The 23,500-nt window shown below is 71.2% G+C and carries 23 protein-coding genes and 1 riboswitch; of the genes, 13 read left to right on the top strand and 10 right to left on the bottom strand.

Translation table 11 applies throughout. The features are described 5' to 3' along the window. On the bottom strand, nt 1-2,709 hold the full coding sequence (gene ppdK, locus JOD64_RS07340) for a pyruvate, phosphate dikinase (RefSeq protein WP_204941549.1): 2,709 nt from the start codon (nt 2,707-2,709) through the stop codon (nt 1-3). 313 nt (nt 2,710-3,022) lie between these two features. Between ppdK and JOD64_RS07345 the strand changes: the two genes are divergently transcribed. Beyond that, on the top strand, nt 3,023-4,714 hold the full coding sequence (locus JOD64_RS07345) for a beta-N-acetylhexosaminidase (protein ID WP_204941550.1): 1,692 nt from the start codon (nt 3,023-3,025) through the stop codon (nt 4,712-4,714). A 1,042-nt stretch (nt 4,715-5,756) separates the two neighbouring features. Continuing rightward, nucleotides 5,757-6,401: a C39 family peptidase gene (locus JOD64_RS07350; RefSeq protein ID WP_204941551.1), complete on the top strand. Its 645-nt coding sequence runs from the start codon at nt 5,757-5,759 to the stop codon at nt 6,399-6,401. 303 nt (nt 6,402-6,704) lie between these two features. Here JOD64_RS07350 and dusB read toward each other — a convergent pair whose 3' ends face one another. The 4 genes from dusB to JOD64_RS07370 all read right to left on the bottom strand — a co-directional run bounded on the left by dusB (nt 6,705) and on the right by JOD64_RS07370 (nt 10,281). Next, nucleotides 6,705-7,862, bottom strand: coding sequence for a tRNA dihydrouridine synthase DusB (gene dusB, locus JOD64_RS07355; protein WP_204945949.1), 1,158 nt, complete (start codon nt 7,860-7,862; stop codon nt 6,705-6,707). 79 nt (nt 7,863-7,941) lie between these two features. Further along, nucleotides 7,942-9,321: a glycine--tRNA ligase gene (locus JOD64_RS07360; RefSeq protein WP_204941552.1), complete on the bottom strand. Its 1,380-nt coding sequence runs from the start codon at nt 9,319-9,321 to the stop codon at nt 7,942-7,944. A gap of 114 nt (nt 9,322-9,435) precedes the next feature. Further along, nucleotides 9,436-9,915, bottom strand: coding sequence for a hypothetical protein (locus JOD64_RS07365; RefSeq protein ID WP_204941553.1), 480 nt, complete (start codon nt 9,913-9,915; stop codon nt 9,436-9,438). A 24-nt stretch (nt 9,916-9,939) separates the two neighbouring features. Next, nucleotides 9,940-10,281: an antibiotic biosynthesis monooxygenase gene (locus JOD64_RS07370; protein WP_110566725.1), complete on the bottom strand. Its 342-nt coding sequence runs from the start codon at nt 10,279-10,281 to the stop codon at nt 9,940-9,942. Nucleotides 10,282-10,310: 29 nt separating this feature from the next. Here JOD64_RS07370 and JOD64_RS07375 point away from each other — a divergent pair, with 29 nt between their 5' ends. The 8 genes from JOD64_RS07375 to JOD64_RS07410 all read left to right on the top strand — a co-directional run bounded on the left by JOD64_RS07375 (nt 10,311) and on the right by JOD64_RS07410 (nt 14,879). Beyond that, the gene (locus tag JOD64_RS07375) at nt 10,311-10,568 is read left to right on the top strand and encodes a hypothetical protein (RefSeq protein ID WP_204941554.1); all 258 of its coding nucleotides are present in this window, start codon (nt 10,311-10,313) and stop codon (nt 10,566-10,568) included. Nucleotides 10,569-10,622: 54 nt separating this feature from the next. Next, nucleotides 10,623-11,564: a metal ABC transporter substrate-binding protein gene (locus JOD64_RS07380; protein WP_204941555.1), complete on the top strand. Its 942-nt coding sequence runs from the start codon at nt 10,623-10,625 to the stop codon at nt 11,562-11,564. Next, nucleotides 11,561-12,322, top strand: coding sequence for a metal ABC transporter ATP-binding protein (locus JOD64_RS07385; RefSeq protein WP_204941556.1), 762 nt, complete (start codon nt 11,561-11,563; stop codon nt 12,320-12,322). Before JOD64_RS07380 ends, JOD64_RS07385 begins: the two co-directional genes overlap by 4 nt. A gap of 3 nt (nt 12,323-12,325) precedes the next feature. Next, nucleotides 12,326-13,198 carry a metal ABC transporter permease gene (locus JOD64_RS07390; RefSeq protein WP_204941557.1) on the top strand — a complete coding sequence of 291 codons (873 nt, stop codon included), beginning with the start codon at nt 12,326-12,328 and terminating at the stop codon, nt 13,196-13,198. Nucleotides 13,199-13,235: 37 nt separating this feature from the next. After that, a complete protein-coding gene (locus JOD64_RS07395) occupies nt 13,236-13,535 on the top strand; it encodes an ArsR/SmtB family transcription factor (protein ID WP_030338189.1) in 300 nt (99 codons plus the stop codon). Beyond that, entirely contained in the window at nt 13,532-13,930 is a 399-nt protein-coding gene (locus tag JOD64_RS07400; RefSeq protein ID WP_204941558.1) for a Fur family transcriptional regulator, read from the top strand. Before JOD64_RS07395 ends, JOD64_RS07400 begins: the two co-directional genes overlap by 4 nt. Nucleotides 13,931-14,093: 163 nt before the next feature. After that, entirely contained in the window at nt 14,094-14,702 is a 609-nt protein-coding gene (locus JOD64_RS07405; protein WP_204941559.1) for a hypothetical protein, read from the top strand. 9 nt (nt 14,703-14,711) lie between these two features. After that, complete coding sequence (locus JOD64_RS07410) at nt 14,712-14,879, top strand: hypothetical protein (protein WP_167454842.1); 168 nt, start codon at nt 14,712-14,714, stop codon at nt 14,877-14,879. 21 nt (nt 14,880-14,900) lie between these two features. Here JOD64_RS07410 and JOD64_RS07415 read toward each other — a convergent pair whose 3' ends face one another. The 5 genes from JOD64_RS07415 to JOD64_RS07435 form a co-directional block, all read right to left on the bottom strand. Beyond that, a complete protein-coding gene (locus tag JOD64_RS07415; protein WP_204941560.1) occupies nt 14,901-16,907 on the bottom strand; it encodes an acyl-CoA dehydrogenase family protein in 2,007 nt (668 codons plus the stop codon). A 117-nt stretch (nt 16,908-17,024) separates the two neighbouring features. Further along, nucleotides 17,025-17,528 carry a DUF6328 family protein gene (locus JOD64_RS07420; RefSeq protein WP_204941561.1) on the bottom strand — a complete coding sequence of 168 codons (504 nt, stop codon included), beginning with the start codon at nt 17,526-17,528 and terminating at the stop codon, nt 17,025-17,027. A 211-nt stretch (nt 17,529-17,739) separates the two neighbouring features. Then, on the bottom strand, nt 17,740-18,489 hold the full coding sequence (locus tag JOD64_RS07425; protein ID WP_204941562.1) for a sugar isomerase domain-containing protein: 750 nt from the start codon (nt 18,487-18,489) through the stop codon (nt 17,740-17,742). Then, nucleotides 18,486-19,292 (bottom strand): AAC(3) family N-acetyltransferase, encoded by an 807-nt coding sequence (locus JOD64_RS07430; RefSeq protein ID WP_204941563.1) that lies wholly within the window; start codon nt 19,290-19,292, stop codon nt 18,486-18,488. The genes JOD64_RS07425 and JOD64_RS07430 overlap by 4 nt, the downstream gene beginning before the upstream one ends. A gap of 29 nt (nt 19,293-19,321) precedes the next feature. Next, a complete protein-coding gene (locus tag JOD64_RS07435) occupies nt 19,322-20,152 on the bottom strand; it encodes an alpha/beta fold hydrolase (RefSeq protein WP_204941564.1) in 831 nt (276 codons plus the stop codon). A 107-nt stretch (nt 20,153-20,259) separates the two neighbouring features. Continuing rightward, nucleotides 20,260-20,364, top strand: a riboswitch (TPP riboswitch). A 76-nt stretch (nt 20,365-20,440) separates the two neighbouring features. On the opposite strand from JOD64_RS07435, the gene JOD64_RS07440 reads away from it, so the two are divergent. From JOD64_RS07440 to JOD64_RS07450, 3 genes are all read left to right on the top strand, one after another. Then, on the top strand, nt 20,441-21,034 hold the full coding sequence (locus JOD64_RS07440) for an ECF transporter S component (RefSeq protein ID WP_204941565.1): 594 nt from the start codon (nt 20,441-20,443) through the stop codon (nt 21,032-21,034). Between the two features lie 129 nt (nt 21,035-21,163). Next, the gene (locus JOD64_RS07445) at nt 21,164-22,660 is read left to right on the top strand and encodes an ABC transporter ATP-binding protein (protein WP_307813280.1); all 1,497 of its coding nucleotides are present in this window, start codon (nt 21,164-21,166) and stop codon (nt 22,658-22,660) included. Continuing rightward, nucleotides 22,657-23,457, top strand: a complete 801-nt coding sequence (locus tag JOD64_RS07450) for an energy-coupling factor transporter transmembrane component T family protein (RefSeq protein ID WP_204941566.1) — start codon at nt 22,657-22,659, stop codon at nt 23,455-23,457. Before JOD64_RS07445 ends, JOD64_RS07450 begins: the two co-directional genes overlap by 4 nt. The last annotated feature ends 43 nt before the right edge of the window (nt 23,458-23,500 follow it).

Here is a 23,500-nt window from a genome sequence, read left to right on the forward strand (position 1 = left end):
TCAGCGGCTGTCCGACCCGCCGGTCTCCACGACCGCCCGGCCGGCCTCCAGCCGGGCCACCGGCACCCGGAACGGCGAACAGGAGACGTAGTCCAGACCGACCTCGTGGAAGAAGTGCACCGAGTCGGGGTCGCCGCCGTGCTCACCGCAGATACCGAGCTTCAGCCCGGGCCGGGCGGCCCGGCCCTCCTCGGCGGCGATCCGCACCAGCCGGCCGACGCCGTCGCGGTCCATCGACTCGAACGGCGAGATGCCGAAGATGCCCAACTCCAGGTAGCGCCAGAAGAACGCGCCCTCCACGTCGTCGCGGGAGAAGCCCCAGGCCATCTGAGTGAGGTCGTTGGTGCCGAAGGAGAAGAACTCCGCCGCCTCGGCGATCTGCCCGGCGGTCAGCGCCGCTCGGGGCACCTCGATCATGGTGCCGATCAGCACCTCGACCCCGCTGTCTCCGACCACCTCGGCGATGATCTTTTCGGCCTCGGCGCGGACCGTCTCCAACTCCTGCACGGCCCCGACCAACGGCACCATGATCTCCGGCTTGGCCACCCCGCCGCCCCGGGCGCAGCTGACGGCCGCCTCGGCGATGGCCCGGACCTGCATCGCGAACAGGCCGGGGATGACCAGGCCGAGGCGAACGCCCCGCAACCCGAGCATCGGGTTCTCCTCGTGCATCCGCCGAACGGCGGCGAGCAGCGCCTCTTCCTTGGCGACGTCCTCGCCGCGCTCCTGCGCGACCGCGACGTTGACCGCGAGCTGCTCCAAAGGCGGCAGGAACTCGTGCAGCGGCGGGTCGATCAGCCGGACGGTGACCGGCAGACCGTCCATCTCGCGGAAGATCTCCTCGAAGTCGGCCCGCTGCAACGGCAGCAACGCCGCCAGGGCCGCCTCCCGCTCACCCTCGGCCCGGGCCAGGATCAGCCGCTCGACCAACTCGCGCCGATCACCGAGGAACATGTGCTCGGTGCGGCACAGCCCGATGCCCTCGGCGCCGAAGCGCCGGGCCCGGGCGGCGTCCGCGCCGGTGTCGGCGTTCGTGCGGACCGCGAGCCGCCGCTTCCCGTCGGCGTGCGTCATGATCCGGTGTACGGCCCGGACCAGCGCGTTGTCGATGTGCTCGGGGTCGAGGCTGCCCTCGAAGTACTGCACCACCTCCGAGGGCATGACCGGCACCTCACCCAGGTAGACCTTGCCGGTGGTGCCGTCGATGGACACGACGTCGCCCTCGTTGACGGTCTGCCCGGCGACGGTGAACCGCTTCGCCGGCACGTTGACCTCGATCTCGTCGGCGCCGGAGACGCAGGTCTTGCCCATGCCCCGGGCCACCACGGCGGCGTGGCTGGTCTTACCGCCCCGAGAGGTGAGGATGCCCTTCGCGGCGATCATGCCGTTCAGGTCGTCGGGGTTGGTCTCCCGGCGGACCAGGATCACCGACTTACCCTCGGCGGCCAGCTCGACGGCCCGCGCTGAGGTGAAGACCACCGTGCCGGACGCCGCGCCGGGTGAGGCGCCGATGCCCTTGGCGACCGGCTGGAACTCGTGGTCGAGCTGGAACCGGGGGAACATCAGCTGGGCCAGTTGCGCACCGTTGACCCGGTGCAGCGCCTCGTCCAGGTCGATCAGGCCCTCGTCGACGAGTTGCCCGGCGATGACGAACGCGGCGGCGGCGGTGCGTTTGCCGACCCGGGTCTGCAGCATCCACAGCTTGCCGCGCTCGATGGTGAACTCGATGTCGCAGAGGTCCTTGTAGTGCTCCTCCAACCGGGCCATGATGCCGAGCAGCTCGTCGTAGGAGGTCTTGTCGAGCTGCTCCAACTCCTGCAGGGGCACGGTGTTGCGGATGCCGGCGACCACGTCCTCACCCTGGGCGTTGGCCAGGTAGTCGCCGTAGATGCCCTGCGCGCCACTGGCCGGGTCACGGGTGAACGCGACGCCGGTGCCGGAATCCGGGCCGAGGTTGCCGAAGACCATGGTCACCACGTTGACCGCGGTGCCGAGGTCGGCCGGGATGCGCTCCTGGCGACGGTAGAGCACCGCGCGCTCGGCGTTCCACGACTCGAAGACGGCCCGGATGGCGAGGTCGAGCTGTTCGCGCGGCTGCTGCGGGAACTCCCGACCGGTGTGCTTGAGGAAGATCTTCTTGTACGCGCCGACCAGCCCGCGCAGGTCGTCCGCGTCGAGGTCGAGGTCGTTCTGCGTACCCTTGGCGCGTTTGGCGTCGTCGAGCGCGTGCTCGAACTCCTCGCCGGGCACCTCGCAGACGGTCTTGCCGAACATCTGGATGAGCCGCCGGTAGGAGTCCCAGGCGAACCTGTCATTGCCCCCCGCCTGTGCGGAGAGGCCGACCACGCTCTGGTCGTTGAGACCGACGTTGAGGACGGTCTCCATCATGCCGGGCATGGAGAACTTGGCCCCGGAACGGACGGAGACCAGCAGGGGGTCCTGCGGGTCGCCGAGTCGCTTGCCCATCGCGCGCTCCAGCGACTCCAGGTGCGCCTCGATCTGACCGGCGAGGCCGTCGGGCTCCCGTCCCGTCGCGAGGTACGCCTGGCAGGCCTCGGTGGTGATGGTGAAGCCGGGCGGGACGGGCAGACCGAGGTTGTTCATCTCGGCGAGGTTCGCCCCCTTGCCGCCGAGCAGGTCCTTGAGATCCTTGTTGCCTTCCGAGAAGTCGTAGACGTACTTCTGATCGACGGTCTCTTGCGCTGCCACCAGAGCCTCCACACACGCGCCGGATTGACACTTAACGAAGGTTCAGTTTTTTCTTCCCCCGGACGGACCGCCGGTAATCCCGGAGTCGACGCCGATCGGTGGGCGAAGGTTAAGCGAACATCGGGTGACCTGGGACCGTTCGGTGACAATAGGCACAGCTATCACGACTATCCGTGTTCGTACCGGTTTTTGGGAACGCTTCCACGCGCATTAACACGCATGCCGGCCGGGAGTCGTACGCTTGACGGCACGCCAGCCAGCGAACTTCACTTTTGCCATAACCGACGCGAATACACCCCCCGGAGTCGCCGCCGTGTCGACAATCCCCTCCTTCGACCCCGCCACCGATCCCGCGGCGGCCACGCCCACCACCGGAGTGCCGCTGCCGGCCGGGGAACCCGACGCGGCCACGCTTGCCCGGGCGGCCGAGCGGACCGCCGCCGAGTTGCTCGCCCCACCAGCCCCGCACCGGCTGACCGACGTCGTGCCCGCTCCCCAACAGGTCCAGCCGGACCCGACCGAAGACTGGGTGCTGCCAGCCGAAGCGGTCATCGTGGCCACCGCCGACCCCGCCGCGCTGGCGGTCGCCGCGCACCTCGCCGAGCTGCTCCGACCGGCCACCGGGTACCCGCTGCCGGTCGCCGACACCACCACCCCCGACCCCGCTGACGGCATCGCGCTGGTGCTGGACGAGACCGACGACCTCGGAGCCGAGGGCTACCGGCTCGACATCACCACCAACGGGGTACGCGTCACCGCCGGCACCGCCACCGGCCTCTTCTACGGCGTGCAAACCCTGCGCCAACTGCTGCCACCGGCCATCGAGAGCCCGGTCCCGGTCAGCGAACACTGGGCGCTGCCCGGCGGGTCCATCACCGACGCGCCCCGCTTCCCGTACCGGGGCGCGATGCTCGACGTCGCGCGGCACTTCTTCGCCGTCGAGGACGTGCTGCGGGTGATCGAGCACCTGGCCCGCTACAAGCTCAACCACCTGCACCTGCACCTCACCGACGACCAGGGCTGGCGGATCGCCGTCGACTCCTGGCCGAAGTTGACAGGCGTCGGCGCGACGACCGAGGTCGGCGGGGGCCCCGGCGGGCACTACACGAAGGCCGACTACCGGCGGATCGTCTCCTACGCGGCCGCTCGCCACATCACCGTCGTCCCGGAGATCGACCTCCCCGGGCACACCAACTCGGCGCTGGTCGCGTACCCGGAGTTGGCACCGGACAAGATCGCCCCACCGCCGTACACCGGCACCGAGGTCGGCTTCAGCTATGTCGACCCGGCCGACGAGCGGACGTACGACTTCATCGCCGACGTGTTGGGCGAGGTGGCCGCGCTCACCCCGGGCCCGTGGCTGCACATCGGCGGCGACGAGGCGTTCAAGGTGAAGGGCGAGGTCTACACCGGTTTCGTCGAACGGGCCCAGCGCATCGTTGCCGGCCTCGGCAAGACCGTCGTCGGCTGGCACCAGCTCGCACCTGCCGGGCACCTCGACGGGCGGGTGCTGCAATGGTGGGGCACGAACGGCGAAGACCCCACCACTGCCGACGCCGTACGCCGGGGCGCCCGACTGATCCTCTCCCCCGGCAACCACGCCTACCTGGACATGAAGTACGCCCCGGACACCCCGATCGGGCACGACTGGGCTGGCCTGATCGACGTGCGAAAGGCGTACGACTGGGACCCGGGCACGCACCTCGCGGACGTTCCCGCCGAGGCGGTGCTCGGCGTGGAGGCGCCGCTCTGGACCGAATCGGTCACCTCGCTGGCCGACATCGAGCTCCTGCTCCTCCCCCGGCTCCCCGCCATCGCCGAACTCGGCTGGTCACCTCGGGCAACGCACGACTGGGCCGGCTTCCGCGACCGGCTGGCCGCTCACGGCCCACGCTGGGCGAGAGCCGGCACAACCTTCCACCGCGCGCCCGAGATCCCCTGGCCGGCCACCCCGACCATCCCAGAGCAGCGCCAGCCAAACCCGGCCGACACCAAGACATCCTGAGCCCAGCCCAGCCCAGACCCGGTCTGGCCAGGCCCAGTCCAGGCCGGGTCTGCCCACGTCAGGCCCGCCCACGCCAAGCCGGACCAGACCGGGCCAAACCGGGCCGGGCCGGGCCGGGCAGGGCCTAGGCCGGGCCAGGCGGGGCCTAGGCCGGGCCAGGCGGGGCCTAGGCCGGGCCAGGCGGGGCCTAGGCCGGGCCAGGCGGGGCCTAGGCGGGGCCTAGGCGGGCCGGGCCGGGCCGGGCCGGGCCGGGCCGGGCCGGGCCGGGCACCAAAATGATCCACTCAACATCGCCGACATGGCGCTATCCCCGACACGGGATACCCCCATGTCGGGGACCCAGTGTGGATCACGGCCAGACGATCACCGCAGGACGGGCGTGATCGACTCCATGTCGCCGATGTGGCGGTATCTCCTCGGCCGGATACCGCCATGTCGCCGACATGGAGTCGATCACCGCCCGCCGCCCGTTGCGCGGGGTCGGCCTGCGTTCGGTTTGTTCCGTGTGGGGGGTTTCGTCCGGTGGGTGGGGTCACCGTGGCGGTGGAATCGGGGGCCGGCCCGGGTCGTTATACCTGGCATGCCGCCGTAGCCCCCGGGCGTCAGCGTGCGGCAGCCCCCGGGGAACACCCGTCGGGCCGCCCCGGTTACATCCCCCTGTAGCCGCCGAGCTTTAGGTGCGGCACCACCCGCCGAGCTTCGGTGTGCGGGCAGCCCCGGGAACACCCACCGGGCCGCCACGGTTACATCCCCAGTACCCGCCGAGCTAGGTGCGGCAACACCCGCTTCGGCGTGTGGCAGGCTCCGGGAACACCCGCCGGGCCGGCCCGGTTACACACCCCGGCCACCGAAGTAGCAAGGCCACCCCCGGGCAGGCCGGCGGAAATAACCCCGCCGTCCCGGACCGTTACACCCGTCTTGAGAGACCCGATGCCGGCCCCCTGTTCGGGCTGCCGGGTGAACCCCCGCAACGACTTTCACGCCGCGCATCCACCCCCTTGGGTGCGCATCGCGTACCCCCATCGCAGAGGAGCACGCCATCATGCGTACCGATCTGATCCGTAAGACCGCTCTCACCGCCGCTGGGCTCGCCTTCACCGGAGGCGCCATCGCCGGCCCCATCACCGCCGCCTACGCCGCGGACGCCCACACCCAGGGCGACCGTAAGCCCACCAGCGAGCGGGAACTCAACGTGCGCTACCAGGCGCAGCCGAACTTCTACGACTGCGGCCCCGCCGCGACCCGTAACGCCCTGTCCGTGCAGGGCAAGGACATCAACATCGACGACATGGCCAAGGAAATGGGCACCACCGAGGCCGGCACCAACTCGATCAACGACATCACCCCGGTGCTGAACAAGGAAACCGGCAAGACCGACGCCTACCACAGTGTCGAGATCAGCAACCCCAACGCTGATGACAAGCAGACCGACCGTCTGCGCGCCGACGTGGTCAAGACCGTCGACAACGGCCGCGCCGTCGTCGCCAACATCGCCGGCACCAGCACCGACACAGGCGGCAACACGCACTCCTACGAAGGCGGGCACTACATCAGCGTCGTCGGCTACCACAACAACGGCAACACCGTCACCATCGCCGACTCCGCCGACCCCAACACCGCCGCCTACCAGATCAGCATCGAGCACCTCGCCGACTGGATCGCCACCCGCGGCTACGCCACCAGCTGACCAAACCAACACGCAAAGAAGCTGACACCGAAGGGCCGGACCCCCACCAAGGGCCCGGCCCTTCGGCATCGCTCAGCCCCGTACCGACCGAAGGGCCGGACCCCACCAGGGGCCCGGCCCTTCGTCGTCGTCAGTGCGCGGCCGTCCCGGGGCGATTCGTCTACAGCATCAGCTCCAGAGCGTGCCGGTCCTCTACGCCCAGCCGGTACTCACGGCCGGACGGAGCCCGCCCGCACTCGTGCCGCACATTCACGCCCTGCATTCGCACTCCGCACCTGCGCGCCGATGCCGGAGGCTCAGCGATCAGCCGCCGGAGTCATCCATCTCGGCGCCCTCGGGGACGGCGTCGTCGTCGCGGCTGGCCAGCCAGCCGTCCGGTAGGAAGACCTTCCCCGGCGAGTTGGTGCGCCCGCGCGGCTGGCCCAGTGCGGTCAGCGGGAACGGCTCCGTCGGGTCGAGCTTTCCGAGCAGGTCGTCGAGTTGGGCCAAAGTTTCGATCATCGCCAGCGAACGGCGCAGCTCGCCGCCGACCGGGAAGCCCTTGAGGTACCAGGCGACGTGCTTGCGGAAGTCGGCGCAGCCGTCCCGCTCACCCCGGGCCGGGTTGCTGGCACCGGTAACGAACTGGTCGACCAGCAGCTCGGCGTGCCGGCGCATGGTCACCGCCACCTCGCCGAGGGTCGGCAACCGCCGCTCCGAGCGGCCGTTGAAGGCGGCCTCCAGGTCGGCGAAGAGCCACGGTCGACCCAGGCAGCCACGCCCCACGACCACGCCGTCGACGCCAGTGTGCGCGACCATCCGCAGCGCGTCGTCGGCTTCCCAGATGTCGCCGTTGCCGAGCACCGGCACATCGAGGGCCTGCTTCAACGTGGCGATCGCGTCCCAGTCGGCCGTGCCCGAGTAACGCTGCGCGGCGGTCCGCCCGTGCAGGGCCACCGCGGCCACGCCGGCGTCCTGGGCGGCGAGCCCGGCTTCGACGTACGTCAGGTGGTCGTCGTCGATGCCCTTGCGCATCTTCACCGTGACCGGCACCCCGGCCGGCGCGGCGGCAGCCACCGCGGCCTGCACCAGCCGGGCGAAGAGCCGACGCCGCCACGGCAACGCCGCGCCGCCCCCACGCCGGGTGACCTTGGGGACGGGGCAGCCGAAGTTGAGGTCGATGTGGTCGGCGAGGTTGCGTTCGACGACGATCCGCACGGCGGCAGCGGTGATCTCCGGATCGGTGCCGTAGAGCTGGAGGCTGCGGGGCTTCTCGTCGTCGCCGAACGTGATCATGCGCAGCGTCTTCGGGTTCCGCTCGACCAGCGCCCGGGTGGTGATCATCTCGCAGACGTAGATGCCGCCGCCCTGCTCCCGGCAGAGCTGGCGGAACCCGACGTTGGTGATCCCGGCCATCGGCGCGAGCACCACCGGCGGCCACACCTGGTGCTGCCCGAGAGTCAACGAGCGCAGCGCGGGCATGGTCGAGGCGGTCACCGGACAAGTGTACGGGGCCCCGACCGGCGCTCATCGCGTCGGCCGAGGCCCCGTGCGCAGTGTCTCAGCAGCCGGGGAGTCGCTCGATCAGGTAGCGCTCGACCTGGTCCAGGGAGACCCGCTCCTGGGCCATGGTGTCCCGGTTGCGCACCGTCACGGCGTTGTCGTCCAGCGTGTCGAAGTCGACCGTCACGCAGAACGGGGTGCCGATCTCGTCCTGCCGGCGGTAGCGGCGACCGATCGCCTGCGAATCGTCGAACTCCACCACCCAGCGCTTGCGCAGCAGCGTCGCGAGGTCCTTGGCCTTCGGCGACAGCGCCTCGTTGCGCGACAGCGGCAGCACCGCCACCTTGACCGGAGCGAGCCGCGGATCGAAGCGCATGACGGTGCGCTTGTCCACGCCACCCTTGGTGTTCGGTGCCTCGTCCTCGTCGTACGCCTCCAGCAGGAAGGCGAGCACCGCGCGGGTCAGACCCGCGGCCGGCTCGATGACGTACGGCATCCAGCGCTCACTCTTGGCCTGGTCGAAGTAGGACAGGTCGACGCCGGAGTGCTTGCTGTGCGTGGAGAGGTCGAAGTCGGTGCGGTTGGCGACGCCCTCCAGCTCGGAGAACTCGGTGCCACCGAACTGGAAGCGGTATTCGATGTCGACCGTCCGCTTGGAGTAGTGCGAGAGCTTCTCCGCCGGGTGCTCGTAGAGCCGGAGGTTGTCCGCGGACAGGCCGAGGTCGAGGTACCAGTTCCAGCGCTCCTGGAGCCAGTACTCGTGCCACTGCTCGTCGGTGCCCGGCTCGACGAAGAACTCCATCTCCATCTGCTCGAACTCACGGGTCCGGAAAATGAAGTTGCCCGGGGTGATCTCGTTGCGGAACGACTTGCCGGTCTGCGCGATGCCGAACGGCGGCTTCTTGCGGGCGACCGTCTCGACGTTCTTGTAGTTGACGAAGATGCCCTGCGCGGTCTCCGGGCGCAGGTAGTGCATGCCCTCTTCGCTCTCCACCGGGCCCAGGTAGGTCTTCATCAGGCCGTTGAACATCTTCGGCTCGGTGAAGGTGCCCTTGTTGCCGCAGTTGGGGCAGTTGAGCTCAGCGAGCGAGGCCAGCGGCTTGCCGTGCTTGGCCTCGTATGCCTCTTCGAGGTGGTCCGCCCGGAATCGCTTGTGGCAGAACTGGCACTCGGTGAGCGGGTCGACGAACTCGGCGATATGGCCGGACGCCTCCCACACCTTGCGGGCCAGGATCACCGCCGAGTCGAGGCCGACGACGTCGTCGCGCTGCTGGACCATGGTCTTCCACCACTGCCGGCGGACGTTCTCCTTGAGCTCCACGCCGAGCGGGCCGTAGTCCCACGCCGATCGGGTGCCTCCGTAGATTTCGCTGGAGGGGAAGACGAAGCCTCGGCGCTTGGCGAGGCTGACGACGGCGTCGATACGGTCGACTGGCATGTTTCCTCCTACGCCGGCTGGCGGTCGGCGGGGGCGAGATGTGGATGGAACGGTCGGTTCGGGACAACGGTACGACCACCGTCGCCCTGAGCCCAGCAGAATACCGGGGGCGGGTCAGCTGACCCCGCAGACCTCCACGCCGCCGGTCTGACCGTCGTGCCCAAGGATGACCTGCTGCTGCTCCCGGTCGCCGCCGTCGAGCATCACGTCGACCGGCAAGGTCAGGTTGATGGTGTCCACCTCACCCAACCGGAACGCCGTGACCTGCGGCTCGGCGGCGGCCCGCCGTTCGAACTCGGGTCGGGACTCGCGCCGCTGCGCGTCGTCGCAGAGCTGCTCGTACGCCCGCCCGTAGTTCCGCTCGACCAGCGCCTGGTAGTAGTCGCCGGTCACGGTGCGGGCCTGTTCCCGGACCGCCTGCACGCCGGTGACGGCCAGGCCGACGACGGCGCTGCCGCCCCCGCCACAGCAGAGCACCACGGCGAGCGCGCCGACGCCGAGGCCGATCCAGAGCCGGGTCCGGCGGCCCTCGGTGGGCGGCGCGGCGAACGGCGGAGCCACCCCGGGACCGGGTGGCGGGGCGGGTGCGGTCATAGGAGCAGCGTAGTGTCCGGCGGCTCAGCGGTAAGGACCCGCAGCCCGATCACTCTCGGCGACGACCACGGCCCCGCCGGGGGCGGCGGTGGCCAACGCCTCGTACGCGGAGGGCTCGTCGACCGACTCGGCGAGCAGCGGCACGGCGCTGACCTTGACCTCGAAGGCGCCCAGCGCCCGCCGGTACGTGCCGACCGACTCCCATTCGGTGACCAGTGACCAGTACCGGGGGTCGTCGAGCGCCCGGACCAGTTGACCGCGCAGGTAGCCGGGGCGGGCGGCCAGTGCGGTGAGGGCGGCGTGCGCCCGTTCGGTGAAGTCGTCGGCGACATCGACGTCGACCACGAACCGGTTGGTCACCAGCAACGGAGGTCCCTCCTCGTAGAGTCTGTGGGATGCAGCGTACGCAGCGGCCTCTGCTGGCCCGGTTGGCCGGGGCGAACCCGACGTCGGTGTTCCTGCTCACCCTGGTGGTGGTGCTGGTGGCGTTCTTCACGCCCGGGGTGGTCGGGGGGCTGCTGACGCTGGCGCTCGCCGCGGTCCTAATCGCCCTGTTGGCGACGACCTGGGCGGTTCAGGCGCCGCAGACCCGGCTGATTCGACTGGTGATGCTGACCCTGCTGGTGACGGTGGGCCTCGCGAAGCTGCTCTGACATGCAATCATGCGTTTTTGACAATCATTATCGTTGCCACGGACAGTTGACGACATGAGCAACCGCACCACGTTCCGTGTCCTGGCCGCCGCGACCACCCTCCTCGCCCTGGGTGCCGGGGCCGGCTGCTCCACCGGTGGTGCCGCCGGCGCCGATCCCCAACGGGTCGACGTGGTGGCCGCGTTCTACCCCCTCCAGTTCATCGCGGAGCGCGTCGGCGGCGACGCGGTCCGGGTGACGAATCTGGCCAAGCCCGGTGCCGAGCCGCACGATCTGGAGCTCAACCCGAGTCAGGTCGGTCAGGTCAGCGAGGCGGAGCTGATCGTCTACCTCAAGGGTTTCCAGCCCGCGGTCGATGACGCCGTCGCACAGAACGGTGGCGACCGGGCGTTCGACGTGACCAGCGTGCAGCCGCTGCTGGACGCGAGCGCCGGCGGGCACAACCACGAGGGCGAGGAGCACGCTGAGGACAACAGCAGTAAGGACCCGCACGTCTGGCTCGACCCGACCCGCCTCGCCGGCATCGGCGACCAGCTCGCCCAGCGGCTCGGCAAGGCCGACCCGGACCACGGCGCCGACTACACCGCCCGCGCCGCGGCACTACGCGCCGACCTCACGACCCTGGACGACGAGTTCAAGCACGGCCTGGCGACCTGCCAGCGGCGGGAGATCGTGACCAGCCACGCCGCGTTCGGCTACCTCGCCGACCGCTACCAGCTCGACCAGGTCGGCATCACCGGGCTGAGCCCGGACGTCGAGCCTTCGCCGCAGCGGCTCGCCCACGCGATCGAGGAGGCGAAGGAGCACAAAGCCACCACGATCTTCTTCGAGACCCTGGTCAGCCCGAAGGTCGCCGAGACCATCGCCGGTCAGGTCGGCGCGAAGACCGCCGTGCTGGACCCGATCGAAGGACTCGCCGCCGGCAGCAACGGGGACTACCTTTCGGTGATGCGTACGAACCTGCAGACCCTGCAGACGGCCTTGAGCTGCTCGTGACCTCACCTGTCATCACCGTCGAGCACGGGGTGGTCGGCTACGACGGCCGCCCCGTGCTCCGGGACATCTCGCTCACCGTGACCGCCGGCGAGGTGGTCGCGGTGCTCGGTGCCAACGGCTCCGGCAAGTCCACCCTGATCCGCGCCGTGCTCGGGCTGGTGCCCATCAGCGCCGGCTCGGTCACCCTCTTCGACCGGCCGTTGCGCCGCTTCCGGCAATGGGAGCGCATCGGGTACGTCCCGCAGCGCCTGGGCGCCGGCGGCGGCGTACCGGCCACCGTCCGCGAAGTGGTGGCCTCCGGCCGGCTGGCCCGCCGGGGGATCCTCCGCCCGCCGGGCCGAGCCGACCGGGCCGCCGTCGACGCCGCGCTGCTCGCGGTCGGGCTCGCCGACCGGGCCGGCGACCCGGTGTCCACGCTCTCCGGCGGCCAGCAGCAGCGCACCCTGATCGCCCGCGCACTGGCCGGCCAGCCGGAGTTGCTGGTCCTCGACGAGCCCACCGCCGGGGTGGACGCGGCAAGCCAGGAGGCGTTCGCCAACGCGCTGCGCGACTTCGTCGGCGGCGGCGGAACGGTGCTGCTGGTCGCCCACGAACTGGGCCCGCTGCGACCGGTGATCAGCCGGGCGGTCGTCGTACACGAGGGTGGCATCTGTCACGACGGTGCGGTGCCGGACCCGGCCGGCCACCACGCGGAGCCCGACCACGACCACGTGCACCCGCACGGTCCCGACGAGCCCGCCGGGCTGTGGAGCAACTGACGCATGGGACTCTTCCAGTACTCCTACATGCAGCATGCCCTGATCGGCGCGCTGGTGATCGGCCTGGCCGCGCCGGCCCTCGGCATCTACCTGGTGCAGCGCCGGCTGGCGTTGATCGGCGACGGCGTCGGGCACGTGGCGCTGACCGGCGTCGGCGCGGGCCTGCTTCTCAACCGCTCGCCGGTGCTGGTGGCGGTGCTCGTCGCCACCGCGGGTGCGATCGCCATCGAGGTGGTCCGTGCCCGCGGGCGTACGTCCGGCGACCTGGCCCTGGCCCTGCTCTTCTACGGCGGAATCGCGGGCGGCGTGTTGCTGGTCGGCCTCTCCGACGCGACCAGCGCCAACCTCAACGCCTATCTGTTCGGGTCGCTGATCACCACCTCCTTCGCCGACGTGATCACCATCGCGGTGCTCGGCGCGGCGATCCTGGTCACGATGATCGCGTTGCGGCCGGCGCTCTTCGCGGTCAGCCACGACGAGGAGTACGCCCGGGTCTCCGGCCTTCCGGTACGCACGCTGAACCTGCTGATCGCTGTCGCCACCGCGATCACCGTGACCATCGCGATGCGGGCCGTCGGGGTGCTGTTGATCAGCGCGCTGATGGTGGTGCCGGTCGCCACCGCACAGCAGGTCACCCGGGGCTTTCGCAGCACGATGACCGCCGCGATGGTCCTCGGCTTCTTCGCCGCCGGCTCCGGTGTCTGGGTGGCGGCCACGGCGGACACCGCGCCGGGTGCCTCGGTGGTGCTGGTGGCGATCGCCTCCTTCCTGGTGGTGGCCGTGGCCGGCGGGGTCTGGCGGGCGCTGCGCCGCCGGGCGATACCGACCGCCGCGCCAACACCGGAACCGCACGAGGTCGTGCTGGACAGATCCTGATCGGCGGGATGTCGGTGGTATTGGTTACCGTTGCAGGATGACCAGCGCGACGGGCTACGACGGGTTCGACGGGGCCAGCGAGTTGCTCCGCGCGCTGTCCGCGCCCATCCGGCTGGCCATCGTCAGCGAGTTGGCCGGCGGTGAGCGGTGCGTGCACGAGTTGGTGGAAAAGCTCGGCGCCGCGCAACCGCTCGTCTCGCAGCACCTGCGGGTGCTGCGCGGCGCGGGCGTGGTGCGGGGTTCGCGTCGAGGTCGGGAGATCGCCTACAGCCTGGTCGACGAGCACGTCGCGCACATCGTGGCGGACGCGGTCAGCCACGCGGGGGAGGGATCATGAGCGAGAGCAGCGCCGCGGTGCGCAACACCCGGCAGCGCTCCGCAGTGAGCGCGCTGCTGGCCGAGATGGAAGGCTTCCACAGCGCCCAGGACCTGCACGCGATGCTGCGCCAGCGCGGCGATCGGGTCGGCCTGACCACCGTCTACCGCACCCTGCAGGGGCTGGCCGACGCGGGCGAGATCGACGTGATGCGTCCGCCGGGTGGCGAGCACCTCTACCGCCGGTGCAGCGAGGGGCACCACCACCACCTGGTCTGCCGGGCCTGCGGGCGGACGGTCGAGGTGGCCGGGCCGGCCGTGGAGAGCTGGGCCGACCGGGTCGCCGCGCAGCACGGCTACACCGACGTCAGCCACACCATGGAGATCTTCGGCACCTGCCCGGCCTGCTCACGTTGACCGACCTCAGGCACGTGGCAGACCTTCAGTTCAGGCCGGTCCAACCGGTAGGCAGCGAAGCTGCCCTGCTCGCCTGCGTCGCCGTGCCGCGGGCCGGATCGCCCCGGCCGGGCCACTGAACGACGGGTGTCGGGCCGAGGCCGTTCGTGCAACGCTGTCCGGCGTGAAAATCTATGCCGATCGGTTTCCCGCCGCCGCCCGCCAGTTGCTCACCGACCTGCTCGTCGTCGCCTGGGTGTACGTGGCGATCCGCGGCGCGCTCTGGCTGCACGACCTGGTGCAGAAGCTCGCCGTACCCGGGCAGAAGCTGGAAGGTGCCGGCACCGGGCTCGCCGACAACCTGGGCGACGCCGGCCGGAAGGTCGGGCGGGTACCGCTGGTCGGCGACGAGTTGACCGCGCCCTTCCAACGCGCCTCCGATGCCGCCCGGTCGCTCGCCGACGCCGGCCGCGACCAGCAGCACATGGTCGACCAGCTCGCCCTCGCCCTCACCATCGCCGTGCTGATCTTTCCGTTGGGCCTGGTGCTCTTCGGTTGGCTGCCACTGCGGGTCCGGTGGATGCGCCGCGCCGGGTCGGCCGCGAAGCTGGCTGCCGTCCCGGCCGGCCGGGACCTGCTCGCCCTGCGCGCGCTGGTCAGTCAGCCACTGGGCCGGCTGAACCGGATCGCCCCGGACGTCGCCGAGGCGTGGCGGCGCGGCGACGACGAGACGATCGACGCGCTGGCCACGCTGGAGCTGCGTCAACTCGGCGTACGCGGTCGAGGCCGCTAAGGTCTTCGGGTGTTCTACTTCCTGATCGTCATCGCCGTCCTGCTGCTCGGCTACGCCGCCGTCCTGGTCTCCTTCGTGCGCCGGGGCAAGAAGATCCCGCCCGCGGCGTACCTGGGTCTGGCCGCGCTCAACGGCCTGATCCTGGCGGCGGTGCTGGCCTGGGCGGTCGCCCGCTGACACCTGGTGTGCGGCGGTCGATCACGACTTGGGTGGGATGCGGCGGCGGACGTCCTCGGCGGTGGACGGGCCGGGTGACCAGCGGGCCACCCAGGGCAACTCGTCGGACGGGGTGATCACGCCCTCCTCCAGGCCCGCGTAGCGGCCGGCGAGAATCCGCTTCGCGGCGGCGGTGTCGACCGAGTCGGTGTTGTCCCAGAGTGCCGTGAACAGGGCATCCACCCGCACCCGCGCCTGCCGGCAGAACAGGTCGGCCAGCTCGACATTTTCCGGTCGGCTGTCCCGTTCGGCGGAAGCCCGCACGCAGACCGCGGACATCGCGAACAACTCGGCGCCGATGTCCACCACACGGCCGAGGAACGCCTGCTTACGCTCCATCTTTCCCTGCCAGCGGGACATCGCGTAGAACGTCGACCGGGCCAGCTTGCGCGACGACCGCTCCACCTGTCGCAGGTGCCCGGCGAGCGGCCCGAACTCCGCGTACGCCGAAGGGCTCTGCCCCCGACCCACGGCCAGCGTGGGCAGCCACTTCGCGTAGAAGGCGCCGGCTCGGGCACCGGCCCGCGCCTTGCGACCCAGCCCGGCCTCGGGGTCGATGATGTCGCCGGCCACCGACAGGTGGGCGTCGACCGCCTCGCGGGCGATCAGCAGATGCATGATCTCGGTGGAGCCTTCGAAGATCCGATTGATCCGCAGGTCGCGCAGCACCTGCTCGACGTTGGCCGGGCGTTCGCCGCGGGCGGCCAACGAGTCGGCCGTCTCGTAGCCGCGCCCGCCCCGGATCTGGATCAGCTCGTCGGCGATCTTCCAGGCCATCTCGCTGGCGTACAGCTTGACCAGGGCCGCCTCGATCCGGATGTCGTTACGGTCGTCGTCGGCGAGCAGGCAGCAGAGGTCGAGCATGGTCTCCATGCCGTACGTGGTGGCGGCGATGAAGGAGAGCTTCTGCGCGACCGCCTCGTGCTCGCCCACCGGTCGGCCCCACTGGACCCGGTCGGCGGCCCACCCCCGGGCCACGTTCAACGACCACTTGCCGGCGCCCACGCACATCGCCGGGAGCGAGAGCCGGCCGGTGTTCAGCGTGGTCAGGGCGATCTTCAGCCCTTTGCCCTCGCCGCCGATGACGTTCTCGGCGGGCACGAACACGTCGTGGAAGCGGGTGAGGCTGTTTTCCAGGCCACGCAGGCCGACGAACTCGTTGCGCCGCTCGACGGTGATGCCCGCGCTGTCGCCGTCCACCACGAACGCGGTGATTCCACCCCGGCGGCCCTGGGTGGCCGGCACCCGGGCCATCACCACCAGCAGGGTGGCCACGATGCCGTTGGTGGCCCAGAGTTTCACCCCGTTGAGCCGGTAACCGGTGCCGTCCTCGGTCGGCTCGGCGATGGTGGCCAGCCGGGCCGGGTCGGAGCCGACGTCCGGCTCGGTGAGCAGGAACGCGGACACCTCGCCGGCGGCGAGTCGGGGCAGGAAGCGCTGCTTCTGCTCGGCGGTGCCGAACATCTTCAGCGGCTGCGGCACCCCGATCGACTGGTGCGCCGAGAGCAGCGCGCCGATGGCCGGGCTGACCGAGCCGGCCAGCATCAGCGCCCGGCAGTAATGCAGGTTGCTCAGCCCGAGCCCGCCGTACTTCCGGTCGATCTTCATGCCGAACGCGCCGAGGTCGGCGAGGCCGTGGAAGACCGAGTCCGGAATGGACGCGTCGCGTTCGATGGCCGCGCCGTCCACCTCGGAGTTGAGGAAGGTGCGGAACCGGCCTAGGAACTCCTCGGCGCGGGCCACGTCGTCCGGGTCGGACTGCGGCCACGGGTCGATCAGGTCCAGCCGGAACCGGCCGAGGAACAACTCTTTGCCGAAGCTGGGTCGGTCCCAGGTGGACTCGCGAGCGGCTTCGGCGACCCGCCGGGCCTCCTTCTCCGACACCTGCCCGGACTCCGCCAGCAACGGTGCCGCGGCGCCGGCGGTGTCGGGGGTGATATCGGAATCGGGGCCGTCCGGTGCTGGTCGGCCGTCCTTCGTCGTGGTCACGGCTGCCCCCTCAAACCTTGGTGCGGCTGCTCGGCATGCGCCCTCCACGCAACGCTACCCCCGGGTGTTACCCAGGGGTAGCGTTGCGTGAAGATCTGCTTCCCCCGCTCGCCCCGATCAGTGACCGGCCGTCGCGTCCGGGTCGTCGTCCTCGTCGTCGATGTCGTCCTCACCCCAGTTGCGCCGGGCGAACGGCAGGGCCACCCAGAACGTGAGGAACCAGATTCCGGCCAGGGCGCTGAGCACGAAGGCGATCGGCCGGTCCAGCACGAAGTCGGTGATCAGCAGCACCGCGCTGACCATCGCGATCAGCATGAAGGCGAGGCCGCCGGTGGCCATCCGGTGCGCGAAACGGACCAGCTCCGGCTTGCGCCCCTGCCGGAACAGCGCCCGGTGGAACGCCACCGGCGAAATGATCAGTGCGGTGGCAGCCGCCGCCGCGAGCAACGCCACGATGTAGACATCGCGCTGGAACTCCGTGGTCTCGGTGAACCCGTTACTGAACGGCAGGGTGAGCAGGAAGGCAAAGAGGATCTGCACGCCGGTCTGGGCGACCCGCAACTCCTGCAGCAGGTCGGCGAAGTTGCGCTGCCAGCGCTGCTTCTCGGTCTCCTTGGACACGCGCTACCTCCGGTGCGACGCTACTGCCGGCGGTCCCGCCCGCCGGCAGCAACGCCAATGCCCCACCCGGCCGAGCGCGAAACAGCTTCACGACATCTGCCGTTCATCTCGACGACGCAGGTCGACCGCAGCAGCCCCTGGTCGCCGTCCGGCACCAGCGGAAAGCCCGCCGAGCCGTGGCCGGCGACCGGGAGCACCGCGCCAGCGGGCGTCAGGACCCGCGTCGGATCCGACCCGCGTACCGGGCTTCCAGCTCGTTGTTGTGGGCGTCGCCGTCCGGGATGTTCGCCGACAGGTAGACCGGCGGCCGCTCCCCCGCCGCCAGCAACCGCGCCACCACCTCCACGGTGATCTGCTGAGCCAGCAGCGCGGCGGTGATCGAGGAAACCGCGCCGACCGCGCCACCGCCGGGCAGCGGCAACGTCGCGTCACCGTACGGCGCACCGTTGTCGAGCACCACGTCGGCGAGGTCGCCCAGCTTGCGTCCGGACGGGTGGCGGGAGGTCATCCGGCCGGAGTGCTGCGCCGAGGTGATCGCTACCAGAGCGTGGCCGCGCTCCTTCACCAGCATGGCGAACTCCACCATCGCGCCGTTGACCCCGGAGTTCGAGGCGAGCACGAAGACGTCGGTGGGCCGCACCGGGGCCAGCTCGTAGAGGCGGTGCGCGACCTCCGGGTCCCGTTCCAACATCGGACCGAGCCGCTCGGCCGGTTCGCCACCGATCAGCACCAGGTCGCGGAGCGCGATCCGGTTGGTCGGCACCAGACCGCCCGCCCGGCCGGCGATCTCCATCGCGAGCGCCTCCGAATGCCCGGTGCCGAACGCGTGCACCACGCCGTCGGCGCGCACAGCCTCGGCGATCAGGTCGGCGGCCCGCCCCACCGCCTCCCGCTGACCGGCGGCCACCCGCCCGATCGTCTCGGTCACCACGGCCAGATAGTCCTCGGCACTCACCGTCATGCGTCCTCCGTCGTCCGGTTGCGGGCCAGCCAGCGCACCGCGAAGTCGACCGCCGCCCGCTGGCGCATCAACCTGCCGGTCCCGGCGCCGACCGGTCCGGTGCGAACCGCCCCGGTGGCCTCCAGGTCCCTGCCCAACGCGTCGAAGTCGTCCGCGTCGAGCCGTACGTCCTGCCACCACACCCATTCGCGACCACCGTCGCCGGTACGCGCCGCGGCGCCCACCTGCTCACGGGGCGAACCGGAGCAGCGATATTCGGCCAGGTGCAGCGAGGTGCTCACGGAGTGGTCCACGCCCAGCAGCAACACGTCGGCGTCCAGGTCGTAGAGCCGGGCCAGCGGCGAGCCCTCACCGAGCATGTCGCCCAGGGTGTGCCCGGCCACCACCTGCTCGGCGGCCGGCCCGAGCGCGGCGAACGACACGTGCGGATGCGAACTGCGCATGGCGCCGGGCCAGCCGCGAACCGTCTCGGCGAGCACCCCCATGAACCGGCTCGGCGTGACCACCGGGTCGAAGCCTGGCATCTCGGCGCGGATCAGCGGCCACCAGTCCGCCGGCACCGGCGGGTTGCGCCACCCCGCGGGGTCGCTGTTGTCCGGCGTGTGGGTGGGCACCACGATCGTGCCGTCGGGGCCGAGCGCGTCGCGCAGGGCGAGCACCACCGCGTGCGGCCCGCCGCAGACGAATCCCAGCGGACGCAGCGCGGCGTGCACCAGCAGCGTCGCGCCGGGGCGTACGCCCAGCACCCGCAGCTGCGCGGCGACCGAACGCCGAGTGCCCGGCCTGCCGGCGTCCGCCGTCACGATGGCCCTCCCTCGCTGACCGGCACGGCTCAGGCCGTTCCGCCGGCTCGGGCCAGGATCGCCTCGGCGAGCGGGCCGGGCGCCGTGTCCGGGATCCAGTGACTCACCCCGGGCAACTGCACGAAGCGGTATTCACCTGTGACGTTCGCCGCGCACGCCTCGGCGGCGGTCCGGCCGATGGCGACGTCCCGATCACTCCAGACGTACGTGGTGGGAATCGCGACCGGGCCGACGCCGGCCAGGTCGGCGCGGGACATCGCCCGGTACCAGTTCAGCGCGGCGGTGAGGGCCCCCGGCTCGCGCATCGGGTCGGCGTAGCGGTCCACCCGGGGCGCGTCGCCCACCCCGCCGAGCAGCTTGCGCAGCGCGGTCGCGTGCCACGCCAGCAGCACCTTCTCGGCCTTGTCCGGTTTACGGAACAGCGCAATGTACGACGAGCGGGCCTTCTGCTGAGTGTCGTTGGCCAGGGCCTGCGCCATGGCCGCCGGATGTGGCACGGACACCGCGGTCAGCGTGCGGACCCGATCCGGGTGCCCGGCGGCGACCGCCCACGCCACGACCGCGCCCCAGTCGTGGCCGACCAGGTGGACGGCGTCCAGCCCGAGAGCGTCGAGCACCGCCACCACGTCGGCGGCCAGCTCGGGGATGCGGTAGTCGGCCACCCCGGTCGGCCGGGCGCCCGGCGAGTAGCCGCGCTGGTCCAGCGCGTACGTGCGCAGCCCGGCCGCGTGCAGCGTCGGCACGACGTCGTCCCATTCGCCGCTGTGCTGCGGGAAGCCGTGCAGCAGCAGAGCGGGTACGCCGTCCGGCGGACCGCCGGCGGTTACCTCGAACGTGAGACCTCGCGCGTCGACCCGCATGATCGGAGCGTACCCAGCCGACGGCGAGCCGGTCGCTCCCCGCAGGTCAGGCGGATGCCCTGCTGGGCTGTCGGCCCAGGTCGGTGTTAGCGTCAGCGAGACAACTTCACATCCGACAGGGGAGCGCACAGCGCTGAGAGTGCGGGCACGCCCGCAGACCCTCGAACCTGATCTGGGTAATGCCAGCGCAGGGAGTTCGGTCGACCTCCAGCCGCGCCGTACGTCCGGTGCCACCGGACGCGCGGCGTGCGTCTTCTCCTGGTTCGCAGTCAGAACTGGGAGCAACACATGAAATCCACCACCGACACCAGCCGCTGGCGGACCATCGACATCGTGGTCGCCTCGGTGATCGCGGTCGCCTTCGGCGTCATCTTCTGGGCGTGGGGCCTGGTCTGGAGCGCCACCGAAGGTGCGTTCGCCTTCTTCCCGCCGGCGCAGACACTGCTCTACGGCGTCTGGCTGATGCCGGCCGTGATCGGCGGTCTGGTCATCCGCAAGCCCGGCGCCGCGCTCTACTGCGAGACGGTGGCCGCGGTCCTCTCCGCACTGCTGGGCAGCCAGTGGGCCGGCACGGTCATCCCGCAGGGCATCGTGCAGGGCATCGGCGCCGAGCTGGCGTTCGCCGCCTTCCGGTACCGGTCGTTCCGCCTGCCGACCGCGATGCTTGCCGGCGCGCTGACGGGCCTCAGCGCCGCGCTGTTCGACTTCTTCGTCTGGAACGTCGACTACGCGCTGACCGACTACCGCATCCCGTACGCGCTGCTCACCATCGTCAGCGCCACCGTGATCGCTGGCGTCGGCGGCTGGCTGCTGACCCGGGCCCTGGCCAACACGGGAGTCCTGGACCGCTTCCCGGTAGCCCAGGACCGCGCACTCATCTGACCACCGCTGTCGACCGCGTTGATCAAGAAGTTTGCGTTCAACGAGACGCGACTTTCTGACGCAAACCTCTTGATCAACAGGTGAAATGTGGGGCGGCCCGAGGCTCGGACGGGAGAGGGGGTGGGGTTGGTGGGCGGGGTTTTGCTGCGGGGGTTTGGGTGGCGGCACGCTGGGCGGCGCGCGTGGGCTCTGCGCGGGGTTGACCTGCGGGTTGAGGCTGGGGAGCGGGTTCTGCTGCTCGGGCCGTCGGGGGCCGGCAAGAGCACCCTGCTCAGCGCGCTGGCCGGGCTGCTGCCCGAGGACTCCGGCGAGCAGGAGGGCCTCGTCGAGATCGACGGGCTCGACCCGCGCAAGGGACGGGAACGGGTCGGCATCGTCTTCCAGGACCCGGAGACCCAACTGGTCATGGCGCGCTGCGGCGACGACGTCGCGTTCGGGCTGGAGAACCGAGGGGTACCGACCGACGAGATCTGGCCCCGCGTGGACGAAGCGCTGCACCGCGTCGGCTTCCCGTACCCCCGCGACCGCAACACCGCCGCGCTCTCCGGCGGCGAACAACAACGCCTCGCCCTGGCCGGCGCGCTGGCCCTGCGCCCCGAGTTGCTGCTGCTCGACGAACCAACCGCCAACCTCGATCCGGCCGGAGCCGACCTGGTCCGACAGGCGGTGGCCCGTGCACTCGACGCCGACACCACGCTGATCCTGGTCGAGCACCGGGTCGCCGAGGCACTGCCGCTGGTCGACCGGGTGGTCGTCCTGGAGCCCGGCGGCGGGGTCCGCGCCGACGGCACGCCCGAGGCCGTCTTCGCCGCACACGGTGCCGCCCTGGCCGCCGAGGGGGTCTGGGTGCCCGGTCACCCCATCGCGCCCCGGCCGGCCACCGCCGCGCCCGGGGACCTCCTGCTCACCGCCGACCGGCTCGGCCTGCCACCCCGGCTGGGCTCCACCGACCTGGCGGTACGCGCCGGCGAGGCACTCGCCGTACGCGGACCCAACGGCGCCGGCAAGTCCACCCTGGCGTTGCTGCTCGGCGGTCTGCTCCGGCCCGGCACCGGGCGGGTCACCGCATCCGCCGAACTGGCCGGCACGGACCACCGCACTCCCCCGCACCGCTGGCGGGCCCCCGCGCTGGCCCGCCGGATCGGGTCGGTCTTCCAGGATCCGGAACACCAGTTCGTCACCAGCACCGTCTTCGACGAGCTGGCGCTGGGCCCACGCCGGACCGGTCAACCCGAGGCGGCCGTCAAGGAAACAGTGGCCGGGCTGCTGGAACGGCTGCGACTGGCCGCGCTCGCCGCCGCCAACCCGTACACCCTCTCCGGTGGTGAGGCGCGGCGGCTGAGCGTGGCGACCGCCCTGGCCACCGCGCCACGTCTGCTGATCTGCGACGAACCCACCTTCGGTCAGGACCGGCGGACCTGGCGGGAGCTGGTCGACCTCTTCGCCGACCTGCGCGACGCCGGGCACGGCGTGGTCGCGGTTACCCATGACGCGGACTTCGTCGCCGCGCTCGCCGACCGCACCGTCACCCTCCAACGGGCCGCGACCAGCGACGGCCCGGCCGACCCGGCAGGTGATCGGGCAGGCCGGCCGGCGATCCAGCCTGGCCGGGACGACATCCGATGATCAGCATCGAGCCGGTCGCGGCGCCCGGTGCGCCGCTGGCCCGCCGCAACCCGGTGGCGAAGGTGGCCGCTGCGCTGGTCTTCTCGTTCACCCTGCTGGCCACCCTGGACCCGGTCGCCCCGGCGATCGCCATCGCGCTCGAACTCGCCGTGCTGCCGCTGTTCGGCATCGGCTACCGGGTGCTGGCCCGGCGGGCCATGCCACTGCTGCTCAGTGCCGCCGGCATCCTGGTCACCCTGGTGCTCTTCGCCGCCGACCGGTCCGGCCGGGTCCTCCTCGACGCCGGCCCGGTGCTGGTGACCACCGGCGTGCTGCTCACCGCGCTCGGCCTGGTGCTGCGGGTCTTCGCGGTGGCCCTGCCCGGTGTGATCGTGTTTGCGACCACCGACCCCACCGACCTGGCCGACGCACTGATTCAGAACGCGAAGGCACCGGCCCGCTTCGCCATCGGGGCGTTGGCCGCGTTCCGGCTGGTGCCGCTGCTCGGCCAGGAGTGGCAGATGATCAGCATGGCCCGACGCGCGCGAGGCGTCGACGCCGGACGCAACCCGTTCGCGAAGCTGCGACTGTTCGCCTCCACCGCGTTCGCACTGCTGGTCGGGGCGATCCGCCGGGGCACCCGCCTCGCCGTCGCGATGGACGCGCGCGGCTTCGACGCCGGCACACCCCGGACCGTCGCCCGCCGCCAGCGCTTCACCCGGGCCGACGCCCTCCTCATCGCCGGGGCGGTCGTGCTGGCCGGTGCCGCCCTGACGACAAGCGTCCTCCTAGGCACCTTCCGCCCCCTAATCAGCTAACCCTCCCGCCCCGACTCCCCGGCCTCTGACCACCGCGCCGGCC

Origin of the sequence: Micromonospora luteifusca (assembly GCF_016907275.1) — a bacterium.
Classification (GTDB): domain Bacteria; phylum Actinomycetota; class Actinomycetes; order Mycobacteriales; family Micromonosporaceae; genus Micromonospora; species Micromonospora luteifusca.